The organism is Kitasatospora sp. NPDC059599, assembly GCF_042735125.1.
Taxonomy (GTDB): domain Bacteria; phylum Actinomycetota; class Actinomycetes; order Streptomycetales; family Streptomycetaceae; genus Kitasatospora.
Genome location: NZ_JBHWCL010000014.1, coordinates 80,567 through 103,948 on the forward strand (window position 1 = coordinate 80,567; position 23,382 = coordinate 103,948).

25 protein-coding genes are annotated in these 23,382 nt (G+C 74.3%); 12 read left to right on the forward strand and 13 right to left on the reverse strand.

The window, feature by feature from the left end:
* Positions 1-11 precede the first annotated feature (11 nt).
* A complete protein-coding gene (locus tag ACFV04_RS07950; RefSeq protein ID WP_360256967.1) occupies positions 12-665 on the reverse strand; it encodes a thiamine pyrophosphate-dependent enzyme in 654 nt (217 codons plus the stop codon).
* A gap of 192 nt (positions 666-857) precedes the next feature.
* Between ACFV04_RS07950 and soxR the strand changes: the two genes are divergently transcribed.
* Positions 858-1,406: a redox-sensitive transcriptional activator SoxR gene (gene soxR / locus ACFV04_RS07955; protein ID WP_380345552.1), complete on the forward strand. Its 549-nt coding sequence runs from the start codon at positions 858-860 to the stop codon at positions 1,404-1,406.
* A 43-nt stretch (positions 1,407-1,449) separates the two neighbouring features.
* Positions 1,450-2,373, forward strand: a complete 924-nt coding sequence (locus ACFV04_RS07960) for an aminoglycoside phosphotransferase family protein (RefSeq protein WP_380345554.1) — start codon at positions 1,450-1,452, stop codon at positions 2,371-2,373.
* A gap of 5 nt (positions 2,374-2,378) precedes the next feature.
* Here the strand turns inward: ACFV04_RS07960 and ACFV04_RS07965 are convergent, their stop codons facing one another.
* The 3 genes from ACFV04_RS07965 to ACFV04_RS07975 all read right to left on the reverse strand — a co-directional run bounded on the left by ACFV04_RS07965 (position 2,379) and on the right by ACFV04_RS07975 (position 4,235).
* Positions 2,379-2,900 carry a GNAT family protein gene (locus ACFV04_RS07965; RefSeq protein WP_360256709.1) on the reverse strand — a complete coding sequence of 174 codons (522 nt, stop codon included), beginning with the start codon at positions 2,898-2,900 and terminating at the stop codon, positions 2,379-2,381.
* A gap of 111 nt (positions 2,901-3,011) precedes the next feature.
* Complete coding sequence (locus ACFV04_RS07970) at positions 3,012-3,632, reverse strand: formylglycine-generating enzyme family protein (protein ID WP_380527574.1); 621 nt, start codon at positions 3,630-3,632, stop codon at positions 3,012-3,014.
* Between the two features lie 9 nt (positions 3,633-3,641).
* The gene (locus ACFV04_RS07975) at positions 3,642-4,235 is read right to left on the reverse strand and encodes a TetR family transcriptional regulator (protein WP_380527577.1); all 594 of its coding nucleotides are present in this window, start codon (positions 4,233-4,235) and stop codon (positions 3,642-3,644) included.
* 64 nt (positions 4,236-4,299) lie between these two features.
* Here ACFV04_RS07975 and ACFV04_RS07980 point away from each other — a divergent pair, with 64 nt between their 5' ends.
* Positions 4,300-4,782: an SRPBCC family protein gene (locus ACFV04_RS07980; protein WP_380345558.1), complete on the forward strand. Its 483-nt coding sequence runs from the start codon at positions 4,300-4,302 to the stop codon at positions 4,780-4,782.
* Positions 4,783-5,136: 354 nt separating this feature from the next.
* On the opposite strand, the gene ACFV04_RS07985 is transcribed toward ACFV04_RS07980, so the two are convergent.
* The gene (locus ACFV04_RS07985) at positions 5,137-5,589 is read right to left on the reverse strand and encodes a hypothetical protein (protein ID WP_380527580.1); all 453 of its coding nucleotides are present in this window, start codon (positions 5,587-5,589) and stop codon (positions 5,137-5,139) included.
* Positions 5,590-5,862: 273 nt separating this feature from the next.
* Here ACFV04_RS07985 and ACFV04_RS07990 point away from each other — a divergent pair, with 273 nt between their 5' ends.
* From ACFV04_RS07990 to ACFV04_RS08000, 3 genes are all read left to right on the forward strand, one after another.
* Positions 5,863-6,648 (forward strand): class I SAM-dependent methyltransferase, encoded by a 786-nt coding sequence (locus tag ACFV04_RS07990; RefSeq protein ID WP_380527582.1) that lies wholly within the window; start codon positions 5,863-5,865, stop codon positions 6,646-6,648.
* A 36-nt stretch (positions 6,649-6,684) separates the two neighbouring features.
* On the forward strand, positions 6,685-7,944 hold the full coding sequence (locus tag ACFV04_RS07995; RefSeq protein ID WP_380527585.1) for an alpha/beta hydrolase: 1,260 nt from the start codon (positions 6,685-6,687) through the stop codon (positions 7,942-7,944).
* A 659-nt stretch (positions 7,945-8,603) separates the two neighbouring features.
* A complete protein-coding gene (locus ACFV04_RS08000; protein ID WP_380527588.1) occupies positions 8,604-9,422 on the forward strand; it encodes a hypothetical protein in 819 nt (272 codons plus the stop codon).
* A 180-nt stretch (positions 9,423-9,602) separates the two neighbouring features.
* Here ACFV04_RS08000 and ACFV04_RS08005 read toward each other — a convergent pair whose 3' ends face one another.
* The 3 genes from ACFV04_RS08005 to ACFV04_RS08015 all read right to left on the reverse strand — a co-directional run bounded on the left by ACFV04_RS08005 (position 9,603) and on the right by ACFV04_RS08015 (position 12,043).
* A complete protein-coding gene (locus tag ACFV04_RS08005) occupies positions 9,603-10,211 on the reverse strand; it encodes a hypothetical protein (protein ID WP_380345565.1) in 609 nt (202 codons plus the stop codon).
* A gap of 224 nt (positions 10,212-10,435) precedes the next feature.
* A complete protein-coding gene (locus ACFV04_RS08010; RefSeq protein WP_360256730.1) occupies positions 10,436-10,990 on the reverse strand; it encodes a GNAT family N-acetyltransferase in 555 nt (184 codons plus the stop codon).
* A gap of 144 nt (positions 10,991-11,134) precedes the next feature.
* Positions 11,135-12,043 carry a LysR family transcriptional regulator gene (locus ACFV04_RS08015; RefSeq protein WP_380527592.1) on the reverse strand — a complete coding sequence of 303 codons (909 nt, stop codon included), beginning with the start codon at positions 12,041-12,043 and terminating at the stop codon, positions 11,135-11,137.
* A gap of 70 nt (positions 12,044-12,113) precedes the next feature.
* Between ACFV04_RS08015 and ACFV04_RS08020 the strand changes: the two genes are divergently transcribed.
* Positions 12,114-12,899 carry a hypothetical protein gene (locus ACFV04_RS08020; protein ID WP_380527594.1) on the forward strand — a complete coding sequence of 262 codons (786 nt, stop codon included), beginning with the start codon at positions 12,114-12,116 and terminating at the stop codon, positions 12,897-12,899.
* 7 nt (positions 12,900-12,906) lie between these two features.
* Here ACFV04_RS08020 and ACFV04_RS08025 read toward each other — a convergent pair whose 3' ends face one another.
* Positions 12,907-13,518: a GNAT family N-acetyltransferase gene (locus ACFV04_RS08025; protein ID WP_380527596.1), complete on the reverse strand. Its 612-nt coding sequence runs from the start codon at positions 13,516-13,518 to the stop codon at positions 12,907-12,909.
* Positions 13,519-13,622: 104 nt separating this feature from the next.
* Here ACFV04_RS08025 and ACFV04_RS08030 point away from each other — a divergent pair, with 104 nt between their 5' ends.
* A complete protein-coding gene (locus ACFV04_RS08030; RefSeq protein ID WP_380527598.1) occupies positions 13,623-14,870 on the forward strand; it encodes a sensor histidine kinase in 1,248 nt (415 codons plus the stop codon).
* 115 nt (positions 14,871-14,985) lie between these two features.
* Here the strand turns inward: ACFV04_RS08030 and coaE are convergent, their stop codons facing one another.
* Both coaE and ACFV04_RS08040 read right to left on the reverse strand, forming a co-directional pair.
* Positions 14,986-15,585 carry a dephospho-CoA kinase gene (coaE, locus tag ACFV04_RS08035; protein ID WP_380345577.1) on the reverse strand — a complete coding sequence of 200 codons (600 nt, stop codon included), beginning with the start codon at positions 15,583-15,585 and terminating at the stop codon, positions 14,986-14,988.
* A 119-nt stretch (positions 15,586-15,704) separates the two neighbouring features.
* Entirely contained in the window at positions 15,705-16,346 is a 642-nt protein-coding gene (locus ACFV04_RS08040) for an MBL fold metallo-hydrolase (RefSeq protein WP_380527600.1), read from the reverse strand.
* Between the two features lie 62 nt (positions 16,347-16,408).
* Here ACFV04_RS08040 and ACFV04_RS08045 point away from each other — a divergent pair, with 62 nt between their 5' ends.
* Positions 16,409-16,840 carry a MarR family winged helix-turn-helix transcriptional regulator gene (locus ACFV04_RS08045; protein WP_380527602.1) on the forward strand — a complete coding sequence of 144 codons (432 nt, stop codon included), beginning with the start codon at positions 16,409-16,411 and terminating at the stop codon, positions 16,838-16,840.
* Between the two features lie 42 nt (positions 16,841-16,882).
* Entirely contained in the window at positions 16,883-17,389 is a 507-nt protein-coding gene (locus ACFV04_RS08050; RefSeq protein ID WP_380527604.1) for an AAA family ATPase, read from the forward strand.
* Positions 17,390-17,416: 27 nt separating this feature from the next.
* Here the strand turns inward: ACFV04_RS08050 and ACFV04_RS08055 are convergent, their stop codons facing one another.
* Complete coding sequence (locus tag ACFV04_RS08055; RefSeq protein WP_380527606.1) at positions 17,417-19,693, reverse strand: MMPL family transporter; 2,277 nt, start codon at positions 19,691-19,693, stop codon at positions 17,417-17,419.
* Positions 19,694-19,905: 212 nt separating this feature from the next.
* The gene (rpsA, locus tag ACFV04_RS08060) at positions 19,906-21,396 is read right to left on the reverse strand and encodes a 30S ribosomal protein S1 (RefSeq protein ID WP_049653883.1); all 1,491 of its coding nucleotides are present in this window, start codon (positions 21,394-21,396) and stop codon (positions 19,906-19,908) included.
* A 414-nt stretch (positions 21,397-21,810) separates the two neighbouring features.
* Here rpsA and ACFV04_RS08065 point away from each other — a divergent pair, with 414 nt between their 5' ends.
* Positions 21,811-22,677 carry a class I SAM-dependent methyltransferase gene (locus ACFV04_RS08065; protein ID WP_380345587.1) on the forward strand — a complete coding sequence of 289 codons (867 nt, stop codon included), beginning with the start codon at positions 21,811-21,813 and terminating at the stop codon, positions 22,675-22,677.
* Positions 22,678-22,681: 4 nt separating this feature from the next.
* Positions 22,682-23,382: DEAD/DEAH box helicase (locus tag ACFV04_RS08070; protein WP_380527609.1), on the forward strand; the 701-nt coding region annotated here is incomplete at its 3' end.

Sequence of the window (23,382 nt, forward strand, 5' to 3'; positions counted from 1 at the left end):
CGGGCGTCCGGTCAGTGGTTCTCCTTGGGCTCCACCCGGGCGACCACCATGTGCGGGCGGCCCGGGTGCTCGGCCGTGAAGGCCCGGTACAGCGCCTCGTGGTCGCGGCCGTCCACCGTCGCGGTCGACCAGCCCTCGGCCGCGAAGCGCTGCGCGATGCCGCCCTGCCAGCCGTGCGTGGCCGAGGAGTTGTCGATCACCACCACGTGCAGCCGGTCCAGCCCGTAGGCCCCGGCGAAGGCCACCGCCTCGTGGTTGGAGCCCTCGTCGAACTCGGCGTCACCGACCAGCACCCACACCGCGGGGTCGGTCAGGCCCTGGGCCCGCAGCCCGAGCGCCGTGCCGACGGCCAGGGGCAGGCCGTGTCCGAGCGAGCCGGAGGAGATCTCCACCCCGGGCACCAGCGTCCGGTCCGGGTGGTGGCCCAGCGGCGAGTCGTAGCCGCCGAAGCTCGGCAGCACCTCGGGGTCGATGAAGCCCTTGGCCGCCAGCACCGCGTAGTACGCCATCGGGCCGTGGCCCTTGGAGAGCAGGAAGCGGTCCCGGGCCTGCTCCTCGGCGGTGGCCGGGGTGACCCGCAGCACCCGGTCGTAGAGCACCCAGACCGCGTCCAGCGTGGAGGTGGCGGCCGGGCCGTGCTTCTCGGCGCCGGTCATCAGGGCCATCAGGGCCGGCAGGTCCTCGAAGCGGGCCCCGGTGCCGGTGCCGGCGCCGATGCCGTGCCCGGACTTCGAGGCGGTCTCGGAGCCCGTCCGGGCACGGGTCGCGGTCACGGTTTCCGCCGTTGCGTTCGTCGTCATGACCACGATGGTGCAACTTAAAGCCGACTTGAGGTCAAGCGGTTACAGTGGGCTCCCATGACCGCCCATCCAGACGGCCGCCGCGGCTCCGGCCCGCACTCCGCCGACCTCCTGACCATCGGCCAACTCGCCGACCGCAGCGGCCTCGCCGCGTCCGCGCTGCGCTACTACGAGAGCCTCGGCCTGATCCAGGCCACCCGCACCGCCGGCGGCCAGCGCCGCTACACCCGCGGCACACTGCGCCGGATCGCGTTCATCCGCGCAGCCCAGCGCGTCGGCCTCTCCCTCGACGAGGCGCGGGTCGCGCTCGACCGCCTCCCCGAGCGCCCCGCCCCCAGCGGCACCGAGTGGAACCGGGTCGCCGAGTCCTGGCAGAGCCGCATCGACGAGCAGATCGCCGAACTCGAACTGCTGAAGCGCAAACTGTCCGGCTGCATCGGCTGCGGCTGCCTCTCCCTCACCCGCTGCGCCCTCTACAACGCCGGCGACCGCGCGGGCGCCGCCGGCCCCGGCGCCCGCTACCTGCTCACCCGCGACCCGGCCGCCGGGCCCGAACCGGTCTCCCCCGTCGCCGACGCCCTCGGCGGCCCCTCGGAGGGGCGGTGAAAACCGCTTGCGGCACGGCCGCCGTCCTGCCTACGGTGCGCCCGTGCTGCCCCCGGTACTGACGGACGAGGAATGGGACGCGGTCGTCCCCGACGAGTCGGTGGTGCGCCCCGCCGCCGAAGCGCTGTGCGCCCGGCTCGGTGTCGGCGGCCTGCCACTGGAGCGCTTCCCGGAGGGCTCCGTCCCGGTCTACGCGGTCGGCGCCCGGCACGTCCTCAAGCTGTTCCCGACGTCGAGCGCCCGGGACGGGATCACGGAGGAGCGCGTCCTCGCCCGGTTGCGGGGCGCGCTGCCGATCCCCACCCCGGAGGTCCGGGAGGCGGGCGCGTACGTCAACGGCTGGCGCTACGTGCTGATGTCGCGGCTGCCCGGCGAGGGCCTCGCGCCCGCCTGGCCGCGCGTCCCCCGGCCGGACCGCGAGCGGATCGTCCGTGACTGCGGCGAGGCGCTCGCCGCCCTCCACGCTCTCGACCCCGAGCCGCTCGCCGACGTCCTGGGCCCCGGCGACTGGCCCGCCTTCCTCGACCGGCAGCGGGCCGGCGCCGTCGCCCGCCAACGCGACCGCGGCCTGCCGCAGGCCTGGCTGGAGCAGATCCCCGACTTCCTCGCCGCGGCGCGGCTCCCCTCCGCCCCCGCCCGCGCCCTGCTGCACACCGAGTTCATGCGCGAGCACCTCCTCACCGACCCGGCCGACGGCTGGCGCCTCACCGGCCTGATCGACTTCGAGCCCGCCATGATCGGCGACCCGGCCTACGACCTGGTCGCGGTGGGCCTCTTCACCACCCGCGCCGACCCGTACCTCCTCGGCCGGCTGCTGGCCGCCTACGGCCGCCCCGTCGACCCCCGCCTGCTGATGGCCTACACGCTGCTCCACGTCTACAGCGACCTGCCGTGGTACCTGAGGGAGCTGAAGCCCTCCGCCGGCACCCTGGACGCCCTCGCCGAGGAGTGGTTCGGGGTCTCCTGAGGCGGTCAGGGCCGCGGGTCGGTCCGCAGCAGGCCGTAGCGGACGACGTCGCGCCACTCGCCGTCCCGGAAGGTCACCGAGCGCTGGACGCCCTCGCGGGTGAAGCCGCACTTCTCCAGGGCCCGCTGCTCGGCGACGTTGCCGGTCTCGGTGTCCGCCTCCAGCCTGACCACCGGCGTGTGCGCGAACAGGTAGTCCACCAGCAGGAGTTGGGCGTGCGTTCCGATGCCCCGGCCGCGCACGTGCGGCAGCAGCTGCGCGCCGATGTTCCAGTACGGCGCGGTCGGCAGCACCGCCTTGCGCAACGCGGCGACGAAGCCGCAGAACTCGCCGGCCACGGTGACCGCGAGCATCCACTGCTCGTCCCCGAGCAGCCCGTTCTCGACCCACCGGCGGCGGAACCGGTCCAGGTCCCGCCAGCCGTACCACTGGTACTCCCCCAGCATCCCGGGGTCGCTCAGCAGCTCGCCCAGCGCGGGCAGGTCGGCTTCGGCGATCGGCCGCAGCGCGATCTGGTCGTTGTCCACGCCTGCGCCAACGCCCGGCCCCGCGGGACGGTTCCGCGCCCCGCCCGCACCTTCACGCCGGCCCGCGCCCTCACGCCGGCCCGTGCCCCCCGGCCTCACGAACCCCCGGCCTCACGAACCGGTCGACCGGGCGAGCCGGAACCCCACGTCGTCGATCCGCAGCGTCGGGTGGCTGCGGCGGCGGACGGAGGCGCGGCAGCTCCAGTGCTCGTCGAACCAGCCGCCGCCGCGCAGCACGCGGTAGTCGCCGTACACCTGCGCGTCGTAGACGTCCCAGCACCACTCCCACACGTTGCCGAGCAGGTCGTACAGTCCGTGGGCGTTCGGCCGGAGTCCGCCCACCTCGTGCGGGCGGTCGCCGGAGTTGCCGCGGTGCCAGGCGATCTCGTCGAGCGGGCCGTAGCGCGGGCCGTCCGTCCCGGCGCGGCAGGCGTGTTCCCACTCGGCCTCGGTGGGCAGCCGGTAGCCGTCCGCGGACCGGTCCCAGACCACGTCCTCGCCGTCCACCCCGTACGCGGGCGTCAGGCCCTCGCGCCGGGACAGCTCGTTGCAGTGGCGGACGGCGTCGTGCCACGACACGCTGTGCGCCGGTCGGCGGTCACCGGCCGCGCCCTCGTACCGCTCGCGGGTGACCGGACAGGGCGCCAGCTCGAACGAGGCGACCTCGACCTCCCAACTGCACCGGGTGCGACGGTCGGAGAGCGTGACCAGGCCGGCCGGAACGGTGATCATCCGGCGATCCTACGGCCTGCCGCCGCGCAGCAGGTCGACCGCGCTCCGCTCGGCCAGGTCCTCCGCGTGCGCGGGCAGCGGCGCCCCGGCGTGCAGGGGCCCGCGCACCACGGCGAGCGGCAGGCCCGCGACGGCGAGCCGCACCCGGTCGACGTCCAGCGCCGTCGTCGCACCCGCGCGCCCGGCAAGCCCGGTCAGCGCCTTCCGCACCCGCCGCCCGCCCAGCCGCTCGCGCCGCAGGTACTCCTCGGGCCACTCCGCCTTGCCGAACGCCTCCGCGCCGTACAGCAGCACGACGGCGCGCTCGCGGTGCGCCCGGCACCACGCGACCACCTGCCGGGCGGCCGCGCCCGCCGCCAGGTGCGGCTCCGGGTGTGCGTCGAAGGCGGGCAGACAGGCGGCCTGGAACTCCTCCACCGTCCGCAGCCACAACTCGGCCAGCAGGGCGGACCGCTGGGGGAAGCGGTGGTAGACGGAGCCGTTGGGGGCGCCGGACTCGCGGGCGACGGCGGACATGGTGACGGCGGCCGGTCCGCCGGCCGCAGCGAGCCGTACCGCGGCGTCGAGAAGGGTGGATTCGTCGTGACGGGGTGGCCTGGGCATGCAGTGGAGAGTACTCTCCATTTCAATTGGAGGGGATCATCCAAAACGAGGGGGAGGACCCGGCATGGCCGTGCTCAACATCCACGAACGCACCGTCCCGGCACCGGCGGAGGAGGTCGGCGCGCTGATCGACCGCCTCGCCGGCCCCGACGACCCGCTCTGGCCGACGCCCGACTGGCCCGGGATGCGGTTCGACCGGCCGCTCGCGGTCGGCGCCGTCGGCGGGCACGGCCCGATCCGCTACACCGTCGCCGGGTACGCGCCAGGACAGTGGGTGCGCTTCCGCTTCACCGGCCCGCGCGGCTTCGACGGCCACCACGAGTTCACCGTCCACCCCGCGGGCGGGACCACCGTGCTCCGCCACACCATCGCCATGCGCCTGCGCGGGCCCGGACGGCTCACCTGGCCGCTCGCCTTCCGGTGGCTGCACGACGCCCTGGTCGAGGACGGCCTCGACCGGGCGGTGCACGCCTGCGGCGGCACCGTGGCCCGCCCCGCCCGCTGGAGCCCGTACGTCCGCCTGCTGCGCCGGCTGATCCGGCACTGACGACCGGCACCGGCCCGGCTCCGGCCCGGTTCCGCCCCGCGGACGTTCGCATCGCGACGGATCGTCAGGACGCGCGGCCTCGGCCACGGCGGGGGCGAGGGCCGGCACGGTGGCGGAGTCCCCGGCCGAGCGGGCAACGGGAGCCGGCCAGGGGGGTCCACGGCCCCGGCTCCGGCACCGGCCTCGGCACCAACCTCGACACCGGCCCCGACAGCGACACCGGCTCCGGCTCCGCAACGTGGAGCGCCACGTACGCCGCCGGGGCCGAGCACCACGAGGCGTCGGCCGTCCGGGTGCACGGCGCCTCCGCCGCCGGCCTCGCCGCCCCGCGCGAGCACTCCCCGGGCCGACCTCTCAGACCGGGAACACCCACGCGTCGATGACACCCCAGCCGATCACCGTGACCGCCGCGCATGCCCGGGCGACCATGGCCGCCCAGCGGCCGCACCCGCGGCCGCGAGCCCGCTGGAAGCCGGCGACCAGACCGGCGACCGCGGCGACCGGCAGGGCGAGGAAGGCGAGGTAGAGGGTCCACCTGCCGATCGCCAGCTTGTAGAGGACGCCGATCAGGCCCGCGGGGATCGACACCGCCGCGACAGCCATCCCGGCGGCGGCGCAGGCCGTCCGGAAGTGCTCCCGACTGCGGAAGAAGGACGGCACCGCACAGGCGACGGCACAGAGCAGCCCGGGCACGTACACGACCGCCCCCGGCGTGCCGAACTCGTCCACGATGGCCGCGGCCGGCAGCAGGAACGCGACACCTCCCAGGCCCGACAGCCATCGGGCACTCACCGGCACCTCGGTCATGACTCCCCCGTCCGCCCCCGCGGGCACGAAATTTGAACGCGTTCGAATCTAGCATGCGGGAACCTTGTCCGGACCGTGACGTCGACCCCCTCGCCGGGGCCCCGGCCGTCCCGCGGAAGCGGCCCTTCCCGGCCCGCGACGGAGGCACCGCCGCACCCCGACCCGACCGCGGACCACCCGGCCCCGCGCCGTCGACCGTGACCCCAACATCCCTCCCCGCAAAGGTTTTTGCGCCGCTCGCTCCCGCCTGCCAGGGCACCTACGCTCGACCGCATGAACCGCACGATCCGCACCGTCGAGGACGTCCTCGTCCTGCTCGACGGCTACTTCCCGCTGCCCGAGGCCCGCTGGGACGGCCTCTACGCCGACCGGTCCACCGACCGCCCGTTCTTCGCACCCGAGCCGGACGAGAACCTGGTCTCCTACCTCGACCGGGGCCTGATCCCGGCCACCCCCGGCCCCGACCACACCACCGACCGCACCACCGACCGCGCCGCCGAGTCCGGCCCCGCCCCCACCCCTCTCCGCGCCCTCGACCTCGGCTGCGGACCCGGCCGCAACGCGATCCACCTGGCCTCCCGCGGGTTCGAGGTCGACGCCGTCGACCTCTCCACCGCCGCCGTCGACCGGGCCGAGGAGCGCGCCCGCGAAGCCGGCGCCGGCGCCGGCCTGCGCTTCCACCGCGCGAGCATCTTCGAGGCCGGGCTCCCCCACGCCCACTACGACCTGGTCTACGACTCCGGCTGCCTGCACCACCTCCCGCCGCACCGCCGGGTCAGCTACCTCGCCCTCCTCGACCGCGTCCTCGCGCCGGGCGGCCACTTCGCCGTCACCACGTTCGCCGCCGGCGCGATGGGCTCCGAGCGGCCCGACGAGGAGCTGTACCGACTCGGCGCCCTGGAGGGCGGGCTGGCCTTCTCGCCCGAGGAGCTCCGGTCGCTGTTCCGCGACCTCACGCCGCTGGAGGTCCGCCCGATGGCCGTCCGGGCGCCCGGTTCCGGACTCTTCGGCGCGCCCTTCCTCCTCACAGCCCTCTTCCAGCGAACTGCCAGTCTTTAACCAGCCTCTCATCCTCCGCCCCTAGCCTCCGGGCACATGAACGTCTCCCTGCTCGACGGCTGGTTCCCGTGGACGGTCCAGGCCGCCGCCCTCGCGCTGTTCCTGGGCACGGTGGTCCGTCGGGACCGCGCGTGGCGGGTGAAGTGGGGACCGGTCGCACTGGGGACGGCACTCGTGGTCACCACGGCCACCGCGGTGGCCGTGGTGATGTTGAGCGGGATCACCGACCCGATCCCGTTCGGGGTGTGGTTGTGGAGCGGGGTGGCGGTCGCGGCGCTGTGCGTCCTCGGGTTCGGCTGGCGGGGCGCCCGGTGGTGGCGGCGGGCGCTGGTCGCGCCGACCGTACTGCTCGCGCTGTTCTGCGCCGCGAACAGCCTGAACGTCTCCACCGGCTACTACCCGACCCTCGGCGACGCGATCGGCGAACTCGGCGGGCAGCCGCTGCCGGACCAGATCACGCTCGCCGAACTCGCCTCCATCCACGGGAAGACGAAGACCGGCCGCATCGTCCAGGTCGACATCCCGGACAGCACCGGCGGCTTCGCCCACCGCCAGGAGCTCGTCTACCTGCCGCCCGCCTGGTTCCGCAGCCAGTCCCGGCCCAAGCTGCCCGTGCTGGAGATGATCGGCGGCGAGTTCGCGGCACCCGACAACTGGATCCGCTCCGGCAACGCGGTGAAGACCGCCGACGACTTCGCCGCCCGGCACAACGGCTTCGCGCCGATCCTGGTCTTCGCGGACGCCACCGGCGGCTTCCGGGTGGACACCGAGTGCGTGGACGGTCCGCACGGCCAGGCCGAGAGCCACCTGGTCAAGGACGTCCCGGCGTTCGTCCGCACCACCTTCAACGCCGCCACCGACCCGCACAAGTGGGGCGTCGCCGGCTGGTCGATGGGCGGCACCTGCGCCTTCGACCTGACCGTCGAACACCCGGGCGTCTTCACGCACTTCGGCGACTTCTCCGGCGACCGGGGCCCGTTCATCGGCGACAAGGACCACACCGTCCAGGAGCTGTACGGCGGCGACGCCGCCGCCTGGGCCGCCCACGACCCGCTGACCGTGCTCGCCCACCACCCCAAGTACCAGGGCGTCTCCGGGTACTTCGGCCAGGGCGACGAGGAACACGGCCAGATCGAGTCCGCCAAGGCACTGGAGGCGGCGGCCAGGAAGGACGGCATCCGCACCGTCTCCGCCGTCGGCTCCGGCAAGCACACCTGGCAGACCGGCGCCGCGACCTTCGCCCAGGCCCTGCCCTGGCTCGCCCAGCAGCTCGGCGTCCCGGGCACCCACGCCTAGCCCCGGGACAGGGCCCGGGCTCCGCCGCTGGGGTCCGGCCGGACCGGGCCCGCACCGCGAACCGCCGCGCACGCGAACCACCGTCGCGCGCCGCCCCGGCCGCCCGCGGGCCGACGCCACCCCGGGGCACCCGTGGGAAAGCCTTGGCCTCGGCGGCGGTTTGAACCCCGCCCGCGCCCGCGCGCCCCGGGGCCCCGCTCGCCCGAGGGCTCGGTACGGGCCCGCAGCACCACGCTCCGGCAGCGCTAATCCCCTGCTCCGGGCGGCACTTGACCGTGTCCGCGCACTCCAGGAATCCCCCGCACCCCGCGCATAGCTCCCGCCGCGCCCGCACACATGTTCCCCATCAGCACCCCCGACCGCCCCGGCCACCCGGGCGTCCGCCGGGATTCCGCTTTGCTCCCGGCGTTCGCTTGGCATAGGTTTCGACCGCCGTCGACGCAGTACCGGCGCTGACCGCCCCTCAGACCCGAGGAGGCGGCGGCGACCGGGAGCCGGACGGCAGTACGTCAACGGGGGAGGAAACAGCCATGCCGAGTGCCCGCGATCACGGGTCACCCGGGCGGCGAGGACGGACGGGCGGTGCCGCGCACCCGCGGCCCGCGGCCGATGCGCGCCCGACCCCGCTCCACGCCACCGGACACTTGAGGAATCGTCAGTTGCGCAGCACCCGACTGATCGCCAACACCGCCGTCACCGCCGCGGCCCTCGTCTGCCTGGGCGCCCTCAGCGCCTGCGGACCGGACAACAGCGGTCAGGACGGCGGCAAGACCGCCGCTCCCGCTCCGTCCACCGCCGCACCGGCGGGCGGCGGCACCGGCGCCCCCAGCGCGGGCGCCACCAAGCCGGCCGGCAACGGCGGCACCGACGGCGCCGCCAAGGGCATCCCGGCCAAGGCCTGGATGGACACCAAGAGCATCCCGATGGACGAGACCTACCACTACGCGCCGCTGGCGGCCAACGCCAAGCCGCAGACCGGCCCGGTCCAGTTCAAGGGCATGGAGCTGTGCCACGCGCCGGTCGCCAAGGACGACGAGTGGATGTTCACCGGCACCGCCTCGGCGAAGGCGTCGGTCGGCTTCGGCGGCGACCGCTGGACGGCCCAGCAGACCCTGCTGTTCGTCGGTGACCCGACCCACAGCAGCGGCACCAAGCAGACGACCAACCTGACGTACGAGCGGCTGACGGACGCGCTCAAGGGCTGCGCCAAGACCGTGCCCGGCGCCACCGTCAAGGTCGACAGCGCCGCGGACGCGCCGTACTTCGCCGCCGTCCTGACCGTCCCGCAGGCCGACGGCACCGCCGCCACCCTGCACGAGTACGCGGTCACCGACGGCGGGACGGTCAGCGAGCTGTCCGTCTGGGCGGTCACCAAGGCCGGCGCCCAGCCCAAGGACGCCTGGAAGGCCCCCGAGGACAAGTACGTCGGCACGGGCATGACCGCGCCGATGTGCGAGGCCCTCCCCGGCTGCGGCTGATCCCCGCGGCGCTCCTCGCGGGCGCCGCAGCGGGCACCGCGCCACGGGTGCCCGCGACACCCCACAGACGGCCGCCCGGTCCGTCCGGCACAGGGGACCGGACGGGCCGGGCGGCCCCTTCACGCCCGCGCGCGGTGAACCGGCTTCACCGCGTCAGGGCGCCGCTGACGCCTGGACGCCTCAGAGCCCCAGCACGCTGAGCGCCGTGGTCCAGTCGTCGGCGATCGCGCTTCTGGCGTCGTCCAGGCCGACCCGGCCACCGCACACCGCGTTCTTGAGCTTGGTCTCGACGGAGTCCTTGCTCTGCGCCGGCTGGCTGCCGTAGCGCGGCTCGGGCCAGAGGTTGGCCGGGTCGCGCGGCGCGCCGCCGAGCTCCAGCGGGACGAGGTGGTCCTCCTCGTAGTCGGCCGTACTGGTGTCCGCGTAGCCGTACTGCGCGATCTGCTGCACCTTCAGCGGGTTGGTGTAGCTGGTCGGCGGGCGGACGGTGGCGGTCCAGCCGGAGACGCAGATGGTCTGGCCGATGGTGCTCTGGGTGACGTCGGGGTTGTACGCACCCGGGGTGCAGTTCGGGTCGGGCAACGGCAGGTACGCCTGCGAACAACTCGCCGAGAGCGTAACGCCCTTGTGGGTGCCGGCCGCGGCCGGGGCGGCAGCCTGCGCGGTGCCGGCGGCGAGCCCGGCGGCGGCGAGGGAGGCCGCCGCGAGGACGACGGTCAGACGCTGACGGAACATCATGGGGAAGTTCTCCTGGGCCGGCCCGGCCTCTCGCCGGGCGACTGTGCTCATGACAGCACCGCGCGCCCGACGACCGTCAGGCTCAGGACGTGAACGCCTGGTGACCCCGCCTTCACAACCGCCGGTCGGGCACGACGCCGGGACGGCACCCCGACGCCGCGGGACCGGCCCGGGGAACCCGCGGACCGAGCCGGTGAGCCCCGCGGCCCGAGCCGGGGAACCCCGCGGCCCGGCCCGGTGAGTCCCGCGGACCGACCGGCCCCGGGAGCCGCCGATCAGCCCCGGAGCACCGCCAGTTCGATCTCCCGGGCCGTTTCGTGGCCCGGCACCGGCACGGTCACGCCGGAGTGCTCGAAACCGGCCTTGACGTACATCGCCTCGGCGCGGGCGTTCTCCTCGTGGACGAACAGCCGTACGCGCTGGATCCGGGGCTCGGCGAGCGACCACGACCACTCCTGGGCGGCCCGGATCAGGTCGAGCGCCAGCCCGGTGCCCCGCGCCTCGGGCCGGACGTAGACCCCGACGACGTGCGTCTGGTCGACCGTCACGACGTCGCCCCCCAGGGCGCCCGGGCCGCCGGGCCGCTCGACCAGCACGCTGACCGAGCCGAGCCAGCGCCCGTCCGCGTCCTCGCCGACGAACTGCGCCACGGCGGATCCCGTCGCGGCGCCGGCCGCGCGGTCCTGCCAGAACTCGTCGGGCCTGGCGGCGGCCTGTTCGTGCGTTTCGAGGAAGGCGATGGCCGCGACCGGGTCCAGTAGCGCGTCCAGCCGGAGCTCCCTGACCTGCGCCCAGTCCTCGCTCCGCACCCGCCTGATGATGATGTCCATTGCATGATCATTTCATCGGGCCCGGTCACCCCCGCAACCGCATTACGGGCCGCCGGACACCGCCTCCGCCGAGCACCGCCCCGCGCCCCGCCGACACCGTCACCACCGACCACCGACCACCGACCGCCGAGGCCCGACCGCCGGTCAGGCCGAGCCGCCCCGCCCCTGCTCCAGCAGTCGGGCCAGCAGCGCCGCCGGCCCGTCCGGCAGGCTCCCGTGCACGAGTTCGGTGCGGTGCACCAGCCGGGGCGCGGCGATCGGCGCGCACCCGACCCCGGACACCCCGGACAGCACCGGCTCGGGCAGCAGCGTGAGCCCGTGCCCGGCGGCGACGAGCGCCAGCAACCCGTGCAGGTCGGTGCCCTGGTAGCGGGTGGCGGGCCGGAAGCCGTCGACGCCCGCGGCCGCGCGCAGCCGGGCGACCGGCGGGGTGAGGTCGGGGGCGTCCAGCCAGCGGGCGGCGGAGAGGTCGGCGAGCGCAAGACCGCCGCGGCCCGCCAGCGGGTGTCCGACGGGCAGTGCGACGGCGACCGGCCGCTCGTCCACCGCGACGGTGCGCAGCGGGCCGACGTCGGGCAGCGGCAGCGGGTCGCTGGGCGCGGCCAGGCCGTCGATCAGGGCGAGGTCGACCTCACCGGTGGCGACCTGTGCGGGCAGCACGTCCTGGGCGAGCACTCGGACCACCGGCTCCACCCTCGGGTACGCCCGGCGCACCTCGCCGAGCGCGTGCCCCAGCGCCGCCCCGACCGCCAGGGGCGTGGCGCCGAGCACCAGCCGGGCGCTCGCGGCGCCGGCCAGGCGTGCGACGTCGGCACGTGCCGCCTCCAGCCGGACCAGCAACGGCGCGGCGTGCTCCAGCAGCCGCCGGCCGGCCTCCGTCGGGCCGACCGGGCGGCGGACCAGCAGGGCCGCCCCGAGGTCCGCCTCCAACGCGGCGATCTGCTGGGAGACCGCGGACTGGGTGTAGCCGAGCTCCCGCGCCGCGTCCGAGAAGGAGCCGAGGCGGGTGACGGTGACGAAGGTGCGCAGCTGCTGGGGATCCACGGCGGTCATCAACCGATCTGATCGAGGGGTAAGAAATCATCGTTGGCGCTGATCTCGGGTGCCGGGTCAGGATAGCCGCATGACCCACATGACCCCACGGATCGCCCTGGTCGGCGACCGCTCCCCCGCCGTCCGCTCGCACGCCCGCATCCCGGGCCTGCTCGACGCCCTCGCCGAGCACGAACGGCTCGTCCTGGACGCCTACTGGATCCCCACCGGGGACGCCGCGGAGTCCGGCGCCCTGGACGGCTTCGACGCGATCTGGCTGCTCCCCGGCAGCCCGTACCGCAGCGAGGCCGGCGCCGTGGCCGCCGTCCGCACCGCCCGCGAGCGCGGCATCCCCTTCCTCGGCACCTGTGCCGGGTTCCAGCACGCGGTGCTGGAGTACGCCCGCAACGTCTGCGGCCTGGCCGATGCCGTCCACGGCGAGGAGCACCCCGACGGGGAGCAGCAGGTGATCGCCCCGCTGAGCTGCTCGCTGGTCGGGCACGAGGGCACCGTCGCCGTCGCCCCGGACACGCTGGCCGAGCGCGTCCTCGGCACCACCCGCACCCTGGAGCGCTACCACTGCGCGTACGGCCTCAACGCCGCCTACCTGGACCGGCTGCGCGCGCACGGCCTGCGGTTCAGCGGCGCGGACGAGTCAGGCGAGGTGCGGATCCTGGAGCTGCCGGACCACCCCTTCTTCCTCGCCTCGCTGTTCCAGCCCGAGCTGTCCGGCGACGGCACCCGGGCGCACGCCATGATCCGCGCGCTGGCCGGCGCCGCCGTGGCCCACGCGGACGCGCGCGCGTCGGCCGCGGCGACCGCGACGACCGCGACGACCTCCGCAGCCGGGGCGACCTCCGCGGCCTCGACCGCCTGACCGGGCCTCACATGGGCAGCGACCGCAGCCGCACCGGCCCCTCCGGCCAGTCGGTCCCCGCCGACAGCGGCGCCCACATCGTGCGCAGCGGCATCACCGCCAGCCGCCCCTCGGGCTGCTCCACCGTCACCTCCCCGGCCACCTCCCGGAAGCCCAGCTCCCGGTAGAACGCGGCCAGCGGTGGACGGCAGAACAGCAGCGCGCGCCGGTGGCCGAGCGTGCGCGCGTGGTCCAGGGCGGCCCCGACCACGGCGTGCGCGAGGCCGCCGCCGCGCCGGTCGGGGGCGACGCAGACGCCGCCGACGCCCATGACCGTCAGATCGGTGCCGCCCGCGGTGAGCGGCAGCGGCAGCAGCCCGGTGTGGGCGACGAGCCGACCGTCGGTGGCCCGGACCCCGAAGTGGATCTCCTTGGGCAGGAAGGTCAGCCCGGTGTACGCGACGCCGTACGGGTCGGCGCCGGGGCCGAGGACCTCCTCCTGCTCGGCGCGGCCGTACCGCTCCAGCCGTTCGACGGCCGACCGCCCTGTCGGGTGCGCCCCTGCCTGGGGCTCGGCCGGGTGCGGTGCTGCCGGGAGGGGTCCGGGCAGCTGCGGCCCCGGCGAGAAATGATCACTCATCCCGCCATGCTCTCCCCCACCGGCGGCCTTTCGACAGTCCCTTCCCGGCCACTCGGTCCGAAGATCATCCCGGCACGGCTCCCCGGTGTGGAAGCATGCCCCTCATGCAGCAGCCCACCTCCCAGTCGGCCGCCGACCCCGACGCACCGCTGCCCGGGCCGCCGCTGCGCCTGCCCCGCCCGGTCCGGACCCTCGCACCGACCGCCCTGGTCCTGCTGGTGCTCGTCCCGCTCGCCGCGAACGACCCCGACTTCGGCCCGACCACCTCGCCGCCGGTCAACGCCGGGCTGATGGCCTTCGGCGCCCTCGCCCTGGCCCTGCGGCGCCGGCATCCGGCGGCAGTCACCGCAGCCACCCTGGTGAGCGGTCAACTCCCGCTCGCCGTCGCGCTCTACGGACTGGCCGCGCGGCGCGGCGGCACCCTGCTGCTGTACGCCCTGGCGGCCGCGTCCGAGCTGCGGCTGCTCGTCCCGGTCGACCTCGGGGACGTCGGCACCCCGTCCTCGCTCGCCAACCTGATCGAGGACCCGCTGGTCTTCGGAGCCGTCCCGCTCGTCCTCGGGCTGGGCGCCCACACCCGCGCCCACACCGTCCGGGTGCTCGCCGAGCGGAATCGCTTCCTGGGCGAACGCAACCGGCTGCTGGAGGAGGCCCGGCGGCACGCCGAGGAACGCGCCGCGGCCGCCGAACGCGCCCGGTTGGCCCGGGAGATGCACGACGTCGTCTCCAACCGGGTCTCGCTGATCACCCTGCACGCGGGCGCCGGCCAGGTCGCCCAGGCCGAGGACCCGGGCGCCGTGCGGGAGACGCTCGGCCTGATCCGCTCCCTCGGCCTGCAGGCGCTCACCGAACTGCGCGGCCTGCTGGGCGTGCTGACCACGGCCGCCGACCAGGCGCCTTCGCTGCGCGGCCTGCCCACCCTGGTCGAGGAGTCCCGGCAGGCCGGCCTGGCGGTCGGGCTGACCGTCACCGGCCCGGCCGACGGGCTGCCGCCACCCGGGCCCGCCGTGCAGTACGCGGTCTACCGGATCGTCCAGGAGGCGCTGACCAACGCGCACAAGCACGCCCCGGCCGCCGAGGTGGCCGTCACCGTCGAGGTCCAGCCGGACGGGCTGCGCCTGACGGTGGTCAACTCCCCCACCGGGACGGCCGGACCGGGGGCGGACCGCGGTGCGGCACCGGACGCGGGCCCTGACGCGAGCCCGGACGCGGGCCCGGAACTGCCCTCCGGCGGCCACGGCCTGACCGGGATGCGCACCCGGGCCGGCGACCTCGGCGGCACCCTGCACGCCGGCCCGACCCCGGAGGGCGGCTTCGCCGTGCGCGCCCGACTCCCGCTCGGCGCCGCGTAGGACGCGCCGTCGCCGCGGGAGCCGCGGCACCGCAGCGCGGCGACACCGCGGCGGCCCGGCACGGCCCCGAACAGTTCCGAACGGCTTCCGAACCGCTTCCGAACAGATCCGCCGCTCAGGCCGCCGCGCGCTCCGCCAGCTCCGCCCAGACCTCGTCCACCCGGGCCGCCAGCCCGGCCAGTTCCCCGCCGTTGTCGATCACCAGATCCGCGATCGCCAGCCGGTCCGCCCGCGAGGCCTGCGCGCCCATCCGGGCCCGCGCCTCCTCCTCGGCCATCCCGCGCAGCCGCACCAGCCGGTCCAGCCGCACCTCGTCGGCCGCGTCGACCACCACGATCAGGTCGAACAGCGGTGCCAGCCCGTTCTCGGCCAGCAGCGGCACGTCGTGCACGACGACCGCGTCCGGTGCGGCCGCCGCCTCCAGTTCGGCGGAGCGGGCCCGCACCAGCGGGTGGACGATCGCGTTCAGCGCCTTCAGCCGCTCCGGGTCGGCGAACACGACCGCGCCGAGGGCCGGGCGGTCCAGCGAGCCGTCCTCCCGCAGCACCTGCGGGCCGAACTCGGCGACCACGGCCGCCAGACCGTCCGTCCCGGGGGCGACCACCTCGCGGGCGATCACGTCGGAGTCCACGATCACCGCGCCGTGCGCGGCGAACAGCCGGGACACCTCGCTCTTGCCCGCCCCGATGCCGCCCGTCAGTCCGATCTTCAACATGGCGTCAGGCTACCGGCGCACCGCCCGGCCCGTCAGCACCGGACCCGCCCGGTCAGCGCCGCCCGGCCCGCCGACACCGGACCCGCCCGCCGGCAGCGGACCGGGCCGCCCGTCGGCAGTCAGCCCACCTCCAGGCTCTCCCCTTCCCCGAGGATCGCCAGCTCGGCCCCCGTGCCCGGCCCGTCCGGCCCCACCATCCGGGTCTGCACCGCGAACCCGATCGGGCTGAGCACCGCCTCGTGGACGGGCACGGTCCGGCGCGGCCCCGCTTCCCGGACGTAGTCGATCACCTCGGAGGCCTTGCTCCACGGCGCCGCCAGCGGCAGCAGCAGGGTGTCGACGGCGTGCGGCGGCACGGTGAACGCGTCGCCGGGGTGGAAGAGCCGGCCGTCGAAGAGGAAGCCGATGTTCTGCACCCGGGGGATGTCCGGGTGGATCACCGCGTGCCACTCGCCGTGCACCGAGACGCCGAGCCCGCCGACCTCGAAGGCGTCGCCCTCGCCGACCGCGGTGACCCGCTGCGCGACTCCGTCCAGCTGGGCGGCGACGGCGCTGTTGGTCCACACCCGCAGCGCCGGGTGGGCCTCCAGTGCGGCGCGCAGCCGCGACTCCTCGAAGTGGTCCATGTGTTCGTGGGTGATCAGGACGGCGTCCGCCCCGGCCAGTGCGGCCGGATCGGTGAACGCCCCCGGGTCGACGACGACGGTGGTGTCGCCGTGCTCGACGCGTACGCAGGCATGTCCGAACTTGGTGATTCGCATGCCGGAAACTCTACAGCAAAGCTGTACAGCATGGCTGTAGATATTCGGGATAGACTTCTCCCATGCCCAGCGAAGCCCCGCACCCGAACACCCTGGAACTCGCCGCCGACCTGCGCGCCGCCCTCGGCAGCCTGGTCCGCTCCCTGCGCGACGGCGACGAACTGCCGCAGAACCAGGCCGCCGTCCTCGGCCTGCTGGTCCGCGACGGACTCTCCTGCACCGTCGCCGAACTCGCCGACCTCCAGCGCGTGCGCCACCAGTCGATGGCCCGCACCGTCGCCCTGATGACCGAGGCCGGGCTGGTCACCCAGCAGCCCCACCCCACCGACGGCCGCAAGCAGCTCATCGCGGCCACCGAGGCCGGCCGCACCGCCCTGCTCGACCAGCGCGCCCGCCGCGAGCACTACATCGCCACCGCGATCGAGTCCCGCCTCACCCCCGCCGAGCAGGACCGGCTGCGCGCCGCGGTCGACCTCCTCGACCGCCTGTCCTGAGCCGCCCCTCCCGGGATCCGGGCGGTACGGCAGGATGGCCCGGTGCTGATCATCCTCGGCGGACTGCCCGCCACCGGAAAGACCTCCCTGGCCCGCGGCTTCGCCCGCTGGGCCGGTGCCGTCCACGTCCGGGTCGACACCATCGAACAGGCGATCGTGCACTCCGGCGCCCTCGCGCCACCGCTCGGCCCGGTCGGTTACGCCGTGGCCCACGCCCTCGCCGAGGAGCACCTGCGCCAGGGCCATCCGGTGATCGCCGAGTCGGTCAATCCGCTCGCGGTCACCCGCCAGGCCTGGCGCGAGGTCGCCGTCCGGGCCGGAACGCATTTCCTGGAGGTCGAGACGATCTGCTCCGACCCGGCCGAACACCGCCACCGCGTCGAACAGCGCACCATCGACGTCCCGGGCCTCGACCTCCCGGACTGGGCGGCCGTGCAGTCCCGCGCCTACGAGCCCTGGGACCGCGACCACCTGGCGATCGACACGGCCGGCCAGGTGGTCGAGGAGTGCGTCGCCGAGCTGTACGGCGCGTACACCGACGCACTCTAAGGTCCGGGTCCGGGTACGGCCCCGGCCCTAGGCCTTCACCAGGCCCCCGGCCTCCGGCTCCGCCGCCCCCGGCTGCAACTTCGACTTCGACTCCGCCCCCGACTCCGACTCCGACTCCGACTGCGCGACCACCGATCGCGGCGCCGGGATCACGGCGGGCTCGATCTCCGGCAGATCGACGTGCTCGCTCAGCCCGAAGCGCTGGTGCAGTCGGCGCAGCGGGGCCGGCGCCCACCAGTTGAACTCGCCGAACAGGCTCATCGCGGCGGGCACCAGCAGGCAGCGCACCAGGGTGGCGTCCACCGCGACGGCGACGGCCAGGGCGATGCCCATCTGCTTGACCATCAGCATGTCCCCGAGCGCGAACCCGGCGAAGACGATCACCATCAGCAGCGCCGCCGAGGTGATGATCCGACCGCTGCGCTGGACCCCCAGCTCCACCGAGCGGGTACAGCTGTGCCCCTTGTCCCGCAGCTCCTTGATCCGGGCGAGCAGGAACACCTCGTAGTCCATCGACAACCCGAAGGCGAAGGCGAAGACCAGCACCGGGATGAAGGTCTCCAGCCCCCCGGTCGGGCTGAACCCGAGCATCCCGCTGAACCACCCGTCCTGGAACACCAGGGTGAGCGCGCCGAGCGAGGCGCCCAGCGAGAGCAGGTTCATCAGCAGCGCCTTGACCGGCATCACCACCGAGCCGGTCATCAGGAACAGCAGCACCAGTGTCCCGGCCGCGACCAGCCCGAGCGCCCACGGTCCGCGCGAGAGCAGTTCCTTCTGGAAGTCGACCACCGAGGCCGCGCCGCCGGTGACGTACGTCTTCAGCCCGCCCCGGTCCGCCCGCAGTTCCTCGACCACGTGCTTGGCCTGCCCGCCCTGCGGGTCCCCGTGCACCAGGACGTCGATCGTGGAGACCGCGTCGTTCACCGGGCTCACCGCCCGGACCCCGCTCACCCCGGGCAGCTTGGCGACCACCTCGTCCGCGTACGCCTGCGCCACCGCCGGGCCGCCCTCGACCACCACCGTGATCGGCGCGGCCGACACCTGCGGGAAGCGCTGGTCGACGGTCTCGGCGACCTGCCGCCCGGCGGAGGAGGCGGGCAGCACGGCGGCGCCCGAGTTGCGCATCTCGGCGTGGAGGAACGGCGCCCCGGCCGCCATCAGCAGCGCCACGGAGGCGAGCGTGACCAGGACGGCCCGCTTGCGGACGCGGCGGACGGTCCGGCTGAAGAACCCCTCGTCCGGCACGGGTGCGGTGGGCGTCCTGATCCGCGAGCCGGCGAAGCCGAGCAGCGCGGGGATCAGGGTCAGCGCGGCGGCGACGGCGATCACCACCACGCTCACCCCGGCGGCGGCCACCGCGCCGAGCACCGGGCTGGTGAAGACGAACAGGCCCGACAGTGCGACGGCCACGGTCAGCCCGGAGAAGGCGACGGTGCGCCCGGCGGTCGCCGCGGTGCGTTCGACGGCGGCGGCGATGCCCGCGCCGTGCCCGCGTTCCTCGCGGAAACGATTCACCATGAGCAGCGCGTAGTCGATCGACAGTCCGAGCCCCAGCACGGTGGCGATCGGCAGCACGCTGGTGTCGATGTCCATGATCCGACTGAACCCGAACATGGCCAGCAGCGCGCCGCCCACCGAGGCGACCGCCCCGATCACCGGCAGCGAGGCCGCCGAGAGCCCGCCGAACACCAGCACCATGACGACCAGCGTGAGCGGCAGCGTCACCATCTCGCCGAAGCGGGTGTCCTTCTCGGTCTGCTTCTTGACCTCGTCCTGCAGCACCAGGTCCCCGCCGACGGTCACGTGCGCACCGCCCGCGCCGTTCAGCGCGGCGAGCCGCTGGGTGACGGCGTCGGTCTGGGCGGAGGTGGCGGTGTCGGCCAGCCGTACGGAGACCAGGCTCGCCGTCCCGTCGGCGGAACGCAGCGTGGCCTGGGCCGGGCCGGAGCCGTAGGCGTCGACGGCGGCGGAGACCCCGGGCAGGCCGGCGATCTCGGCGGTGGCCTGCTCGACGGCGGCCTTGACCGCCGGATCGTCCACCGGCTTGCCGTCCACCACCGCGGTCACGGTGCCCTTGACCGGGTCGGCCGCGGCGACCACCGCGCTGCCCCGGTCGGCCTCGGCGCTGGCCGAGGACGCCCCGGCCACCGAGCCCTCGAAGACCCGGCCGCCGATCAGGACACCGACGACCAGGACGACGGCCCAGAAGCCGAGCACCCAGCGACGGTGGCGGAAGCAGAACCGGCCGAGGGCCGCGAGGCGGCCGCCGACGAGGGCGGCGGGGGCGGAGGAGGCATTGCGCATGAAGGAGCCTTTCGGGCAGCTCCACTCAATGTAGGCGTAACCGGAACTTCGACCTATAGCCGGGTAATGAGCCCCATCTCACATTTGCCTTCACATAAAGAACACATCAGTTGCAAGGCGCATAAGTCAGCGCGAAAAACCAAATGGGCCCCATCCGGGAATTCCCGGATGGGGCCCATTCGCTAGCTATCGGCTAGCAGGGGGCGAGAGCCTCAGCTCTGGCCGCCGGCCAGCTTCTCGCGCAGGGCGGCCAGGGCCTCGTCGGAGGCCAGGGCGCCGGAGCCCTCGTCGCTGCTGGACGAGTAGGAACCACCGGCGGCAGCGGCGACGGCGTCGCCACCCTCCTCGGCGGCCTGGGCGTCGGCCTCGCGGCTCTTGATGACCTGCGCCTGGTGCTGCTCGAAGCGGCTCTGCGCCTCGGCGTACTGGCGCTCCCACTCCTCGCGCTGCTTCTCGAAGCCGGGCAGCCAGTCGTTCGCCTCGGGGTCGAAGCCCTCCGGGTAGATGTAGTTGCCCTGGTCGTCGTACGAAGCGGCCATGCCGTACAGGGTCGGGTCGAACTCGACCTCGGCCGGGTTGGCACCCAGCGCCTCGTTGGCCTGCTTCAGCGAGAGGCTGATGCGACGACGCTCGAGGTCGATGTCGATGACCTTGACGAAGATCTCGTCGCCGACCTGGACGACCTGCTCCGGGATCTCCACGTGGCGCTCGGCCAGCTCGGAGATGTGGACCAGACCCTCGATGCCCTCGTCCACGCGGACGAACGCACCGAACGGAACCAGCTTGGTGACCTTACCCGGGACGACCTGACCGATCTGGTGCGTACGGGCGAACTGCTGCCACGGGTCCTCCTGGGTCGCCTTCAGCGACAGGGAGACGCGCTCGCGGTCCATGTCGACGTCGAGAACCTCGACGGTGACCTCCTGGCCGACCTCGACAACCTCGGACGGGTGGTCGATGTGCTTCCAGGACAGCTCGGAGACGTGCACCAGGCCGTCGACGCCACCCAGGTCCACGAAGGCACCGAAGTTGACGATCGAGGAGACGACGCCGGAGCGCACCTGGCCCTTCTGCAGGGTGGTGAGGAAGGTCTGGCGGACCTCGCTCTGGGTCTGCTCCAGCCAGGCACGGCGGGACAGGACCACGTTGTTGCGGTTCTTGTCCAGCTCGATGATCTTGGCCTCGAGCTCCTTGCCCACGTAGGGCTGGAGGTCGCGGACGCGACGCATCTCGACCAGCGAGGCGGGGAGGAAGCCCCGGAGGCCGATGTCGAGGATGAGACCACCCTTGACGACCTCGATGACGGTACCGGTGACGATGCCGTCCTCTTCCTTGATCTTCTCGATCGTGCCCCAGGCACGCTCGTACTGAGCGCGCTTCTTGGACAGGATGAGACGACCCTCCTTGTCCTCCTTCTGGAGAACCAGGGCCTCGATGTTGTCACCGACGGCGACGACCTCGTGCGGGTCAACGTCGTGCTTGATCGAGAGCTCGCGGGACGGGATGACGCCCTCGGTCTTGTAACCGATGTCGAGGAGGACCTCGTCACGGTCGACCTTCACGATGACGCCCTCGACGATGTCGCCATCGTTGAAGTACTTGATGGTCTCGTCGATGGCGGCGAGGAAGGCCTCCGCGTCGCCGATGTCGTTGACCGCGACCTGCGGGGTGGTGCTGAGGGAGGAGTCGGTGGGGCTCGTCATTAGGAAAAGGGCTCCGGTACGGACATGAAAGTCGTAGGTAATGCCACGCGGAGGGCCCGTATCGCTCCCACCGAAAGCCGGACAGCCAAGAACACGGCGCACCAAAGTTCCCAATACAACGAGAATCGGCGTCCGTCTTGCGACCGTGGGGTCTTCGACAGATGCGAGCGCGACCTGCTCCGTCTGAGGCGCGCAGGCCCGCAGCGCAACTTGTAGCATACGGGGACGGCCGGGCACGGTCAACGCCGAAGGACGGCAAGACGGTGGAGCCCGGGCGGATCAGGCCATATCCTCCGATTGCGCGCCTCTCGGCGGCGCCCGGAAGGGCCCTTTCCCCGGATGCCACCGCCAGGACCCGACCCCTCGCAGGGCCGGTTCGCGGCAGCGGCGCTTCCGCACTCCATACCCTACGCGATGGGCATTGTCACCGTGGCCACCACCCCCCAGTCAGACCTCCACGATCTTGACGCATCCGCCGAGGAGGGCGACGACGACGCGGTGCGGCGCGCGGCCGGCACCGGGGAGAGCAGCCGCGCCAGCCGGCACTGGTGGGACCGCAACGCCGACGAGTACCAGGACGAACACGGCGAGTTCCTCGGCGACGACCGCTTCACCTGGTGCCCCGAAGGCCTGGACGAGGCCGACGCCCGCCTGCTCGGCGAGGTCGCCGGGAAGGACGTGCTGGAGATCGGCGCCGGCGCCGCCCAGTGCTCGCGCTGGCTGGCCGCCCGCGGCGCCCGCCCCGTCGCCCTGGACATCTCCCACCGCCAGCTCCAGCACTCCCGCCGGATCGACCTCGGCCGCGGCGCCGCGCCCGTCCCGGTCGTCCAGGCCGACGCCGCCGTGCTGCCCTTCGCCGACGGCTCCTTCGACCTCGCCTGCTCCGCCTACGGCGCCGTCCCGTTCAGCGCCGACACCGAAGCCCTGATGCGCGAGGTCCACCGGGTGGTGCGGCCCGGCGGGCGCTGGGTGTTCTCGGTGACCCACCCGATCCGCTGGGCCTTCCCCGACGAGCCCGGCGTCGAGGGCCTCACCGCGGTGGCGTCCTACTTCGACCGCACCCCGTACGTCGAACAGGACGAGCAGGGCCGCGCCACCTACGTCGAACACCACCGCACCCTCGGCGACCGGGTCCGCGAACTCGTCGCCGCCGGCTTCCGGCTGGTCGACCTGGTCGAGCCCGAGTGGCCGGCCGGCCTGGAACAGGAGTGGGGCGGCTGGTCCCCGCTGCGCGGCCGGCTGATCCCCGGCACCGCGATCTTCGTCACCGAGCGGGGCTGACGCCTTGCTGCCCGACCGATCAGCAGGGGCGGCCTGGCGCGACCTTCCCGTCCGCACCGCCCTGCCCGCGCTGCACGAGGCACTGGACGGCTCCGGCACCGCCGTGCTCGCCGCGCCGCCCGGCACCGGCAAGACCACGCTGGTGCCGCTCGCCCTGGCCGGGCTGCTCGATTCCGGCCCGGTCCGGCGCGTCCTGGTCGCCGAACCCCGCCGGCTCGCCGTCCGGGCCGCCGCCCGGCGGATGGCCTGGCTGCTCGGCTCGTCCGTGGGCCGCGAGGTCGGATACACGGTGCGCGGCGAGCGTCACGTCGGGCCGGACACCGTCGTCGAGGTCGTCACCACCGGCGTCCTGCTGCAACGGCTCCAACGCGACCAGGAACTCCCGGGCGTGGATGTCGTCGTGCTCGACGAGTGCCACGAACGCCACCTGGACGCCGACACCGCGCTCGCCTTCCTGCTCGACGTCCGCGCCGCGCTGCGGCCCGACCTGGGCCTGGTCTGCGCCTCCGCCACCTCCGACACCGAGGCCTGGGCCGCACTCCTCGGCGGCGCCCCCGTGGTGGAGGCGCACGGGGTGTCCCACCCGGTGGACGTGGTGTGGGCGCCCCCGCCGCGGGGGGGGGGGGGCCCCCCCCCCGCCCCCGGGGGCGAGGCGCCGGGGGGCCCCCCCCCCCCCCCCGGCGGCGGGGGGGGTGGGGGGGGCGC

Bases quoted from the DNA above. Each gene is read 5' to 3' on its own strand.
- ACFV04_RS07950 (WP_360256967.1), bottom strand. From the start codon at position 665: ATGGCCCTGATGACCGGCGCCGAGAAGCACGGCCCGGCCGCCACCTCC.
- soxR (WP_380345552.1), top strand. From the start codon at position 858: ATGACCGCCCATCCAGACGGCCGCCGCGGCTCCGGCCCGCACTCCGCC.
- ACFV04_RS07970 (WP_380527574.1), bottom strand. From the start codon at position 3,632: ATGATCACCGTTCCGGCCGGCCTGGTCACGCTCTCCGACCGTCGCACC.
- ACFV04_RS07975 (WP_380527577.1), bottom strand. From the start codon at position 4,235: ATGCCCAGGCCACCCCGTCACGACGAATCCACCCTTCTCGACGCCGCG.
- ACFV04_RS07980 (WP_380345558.1), top strand. From the start codon at position 4,300: ATGGCCGTGCTCAACATCCACGAACGCACCGTCCCGGCACCGGCGGAG.
- ACFV04_RS07985 (WP_380527580.1), bottom strand. From the start codon at position 5,589: ATGACCGAGGTGCCGGTGAGTGCCCGATGGCTGTCGGGCCTGGGAGGT.
- ACFV04_RS07990 (WP_380527582.1), top strand. From the start codon at position 5,863: ATGAACCGCACGATCCGCACCGTCGAGGACGTCCTCGTCCTGCTCGAC.
- ACFV04_RS07995 (WP_380527585.1), top strand. From the start codon at position 6,685: ATGAACGTCTCCCTGCTCGACGGCTGGTTCCCGTGGACGGTCCAGGCC.
- ACFV04_RS08005 (WP_380345565.1), bottom strand. From the start codon at position 10,211: ATGAGCACAGTCGCCCGGCGAGAGGCCGGGCCGGCCCAGGAGAACTTC.
- ACFV04_RS08010 (WP_360256730.1), bottom strand. From the start codon at position 10,990: ATGGACATCATCATCAGGCGGGTGCGGAGCGAGGACTGGGCGCAGGTC.
- ACFV04_RS08015 (WP_380527592.1), bottom strand. From the start codon at position 12,043: ATGACCGCCGTGGATCCCCAGCAGCTGCGCACCTTCGTCACCGTCACC.
- ACFV04_RS08020 (WP_380527594.1), top strand. From the start codon at position 12,114: ATGACCCACATGACCCCACGGATCGCCCTGGTCGGCGACCGCTCCCCC.
- ACFV04_RS08025 (WP_380527596.1), bottom strand. From the start codon at position 13,518: ATGAGTGATCATTTCTCGCCGGGGCCGCAGCTGCCCGGACCCCTCCCG.
- ACFV04_RS08030 (WP_380527598.1), top strand. From the start codon at position 13,623: ATGCAGCAGCCCACCTCCCAGTCGGCCGCCGACCCCGACGCACCGCTG.
- coaE (WP_380345577.1), bottom strand. From the start codon at position 15,585: ATGTTGAAGATCGGACTGACGGGCGGCATCGGGGCGGGCAAGAGCGAG.
- ACFV04_RS08040 (WP_380527600.1), bottom strand. From the start codon at position 16,346: ATGCGAATCACCAAGTTCGGACATGCCTGCGTACGCGTCGAGCACGGC.
- ACFV04_RS08045 (WP_380527602.1), top strand. From the start codon at position 16,409: ATGCCCAGCGAAGCCCCGCACCCGAACACCCTGGAACTCGCCGCCGAC.
- ACFV04_RS08055 (WP_380527606.1), bottom strand. From the start codon at position 19,693: ATGCGCAATGCCTCCTCCGCCCCCGCCGCCCTCGTCGGCGGCCGCCTC.
- rpsA (WP_049653883.1), bottom strand. From the start codon at position 21,396: ATGACGAGCCCCACCGACTCCTCCCTCAGCACCACCCCGCAGGTCGCG.
- ACFV04_RS08065 (WP_380345587.1), top strand. From the start codon at position 21,811: ATGGGCATTGTCACCGTGGCCACCACCCCCCAGTCAGACCTCCACGAT.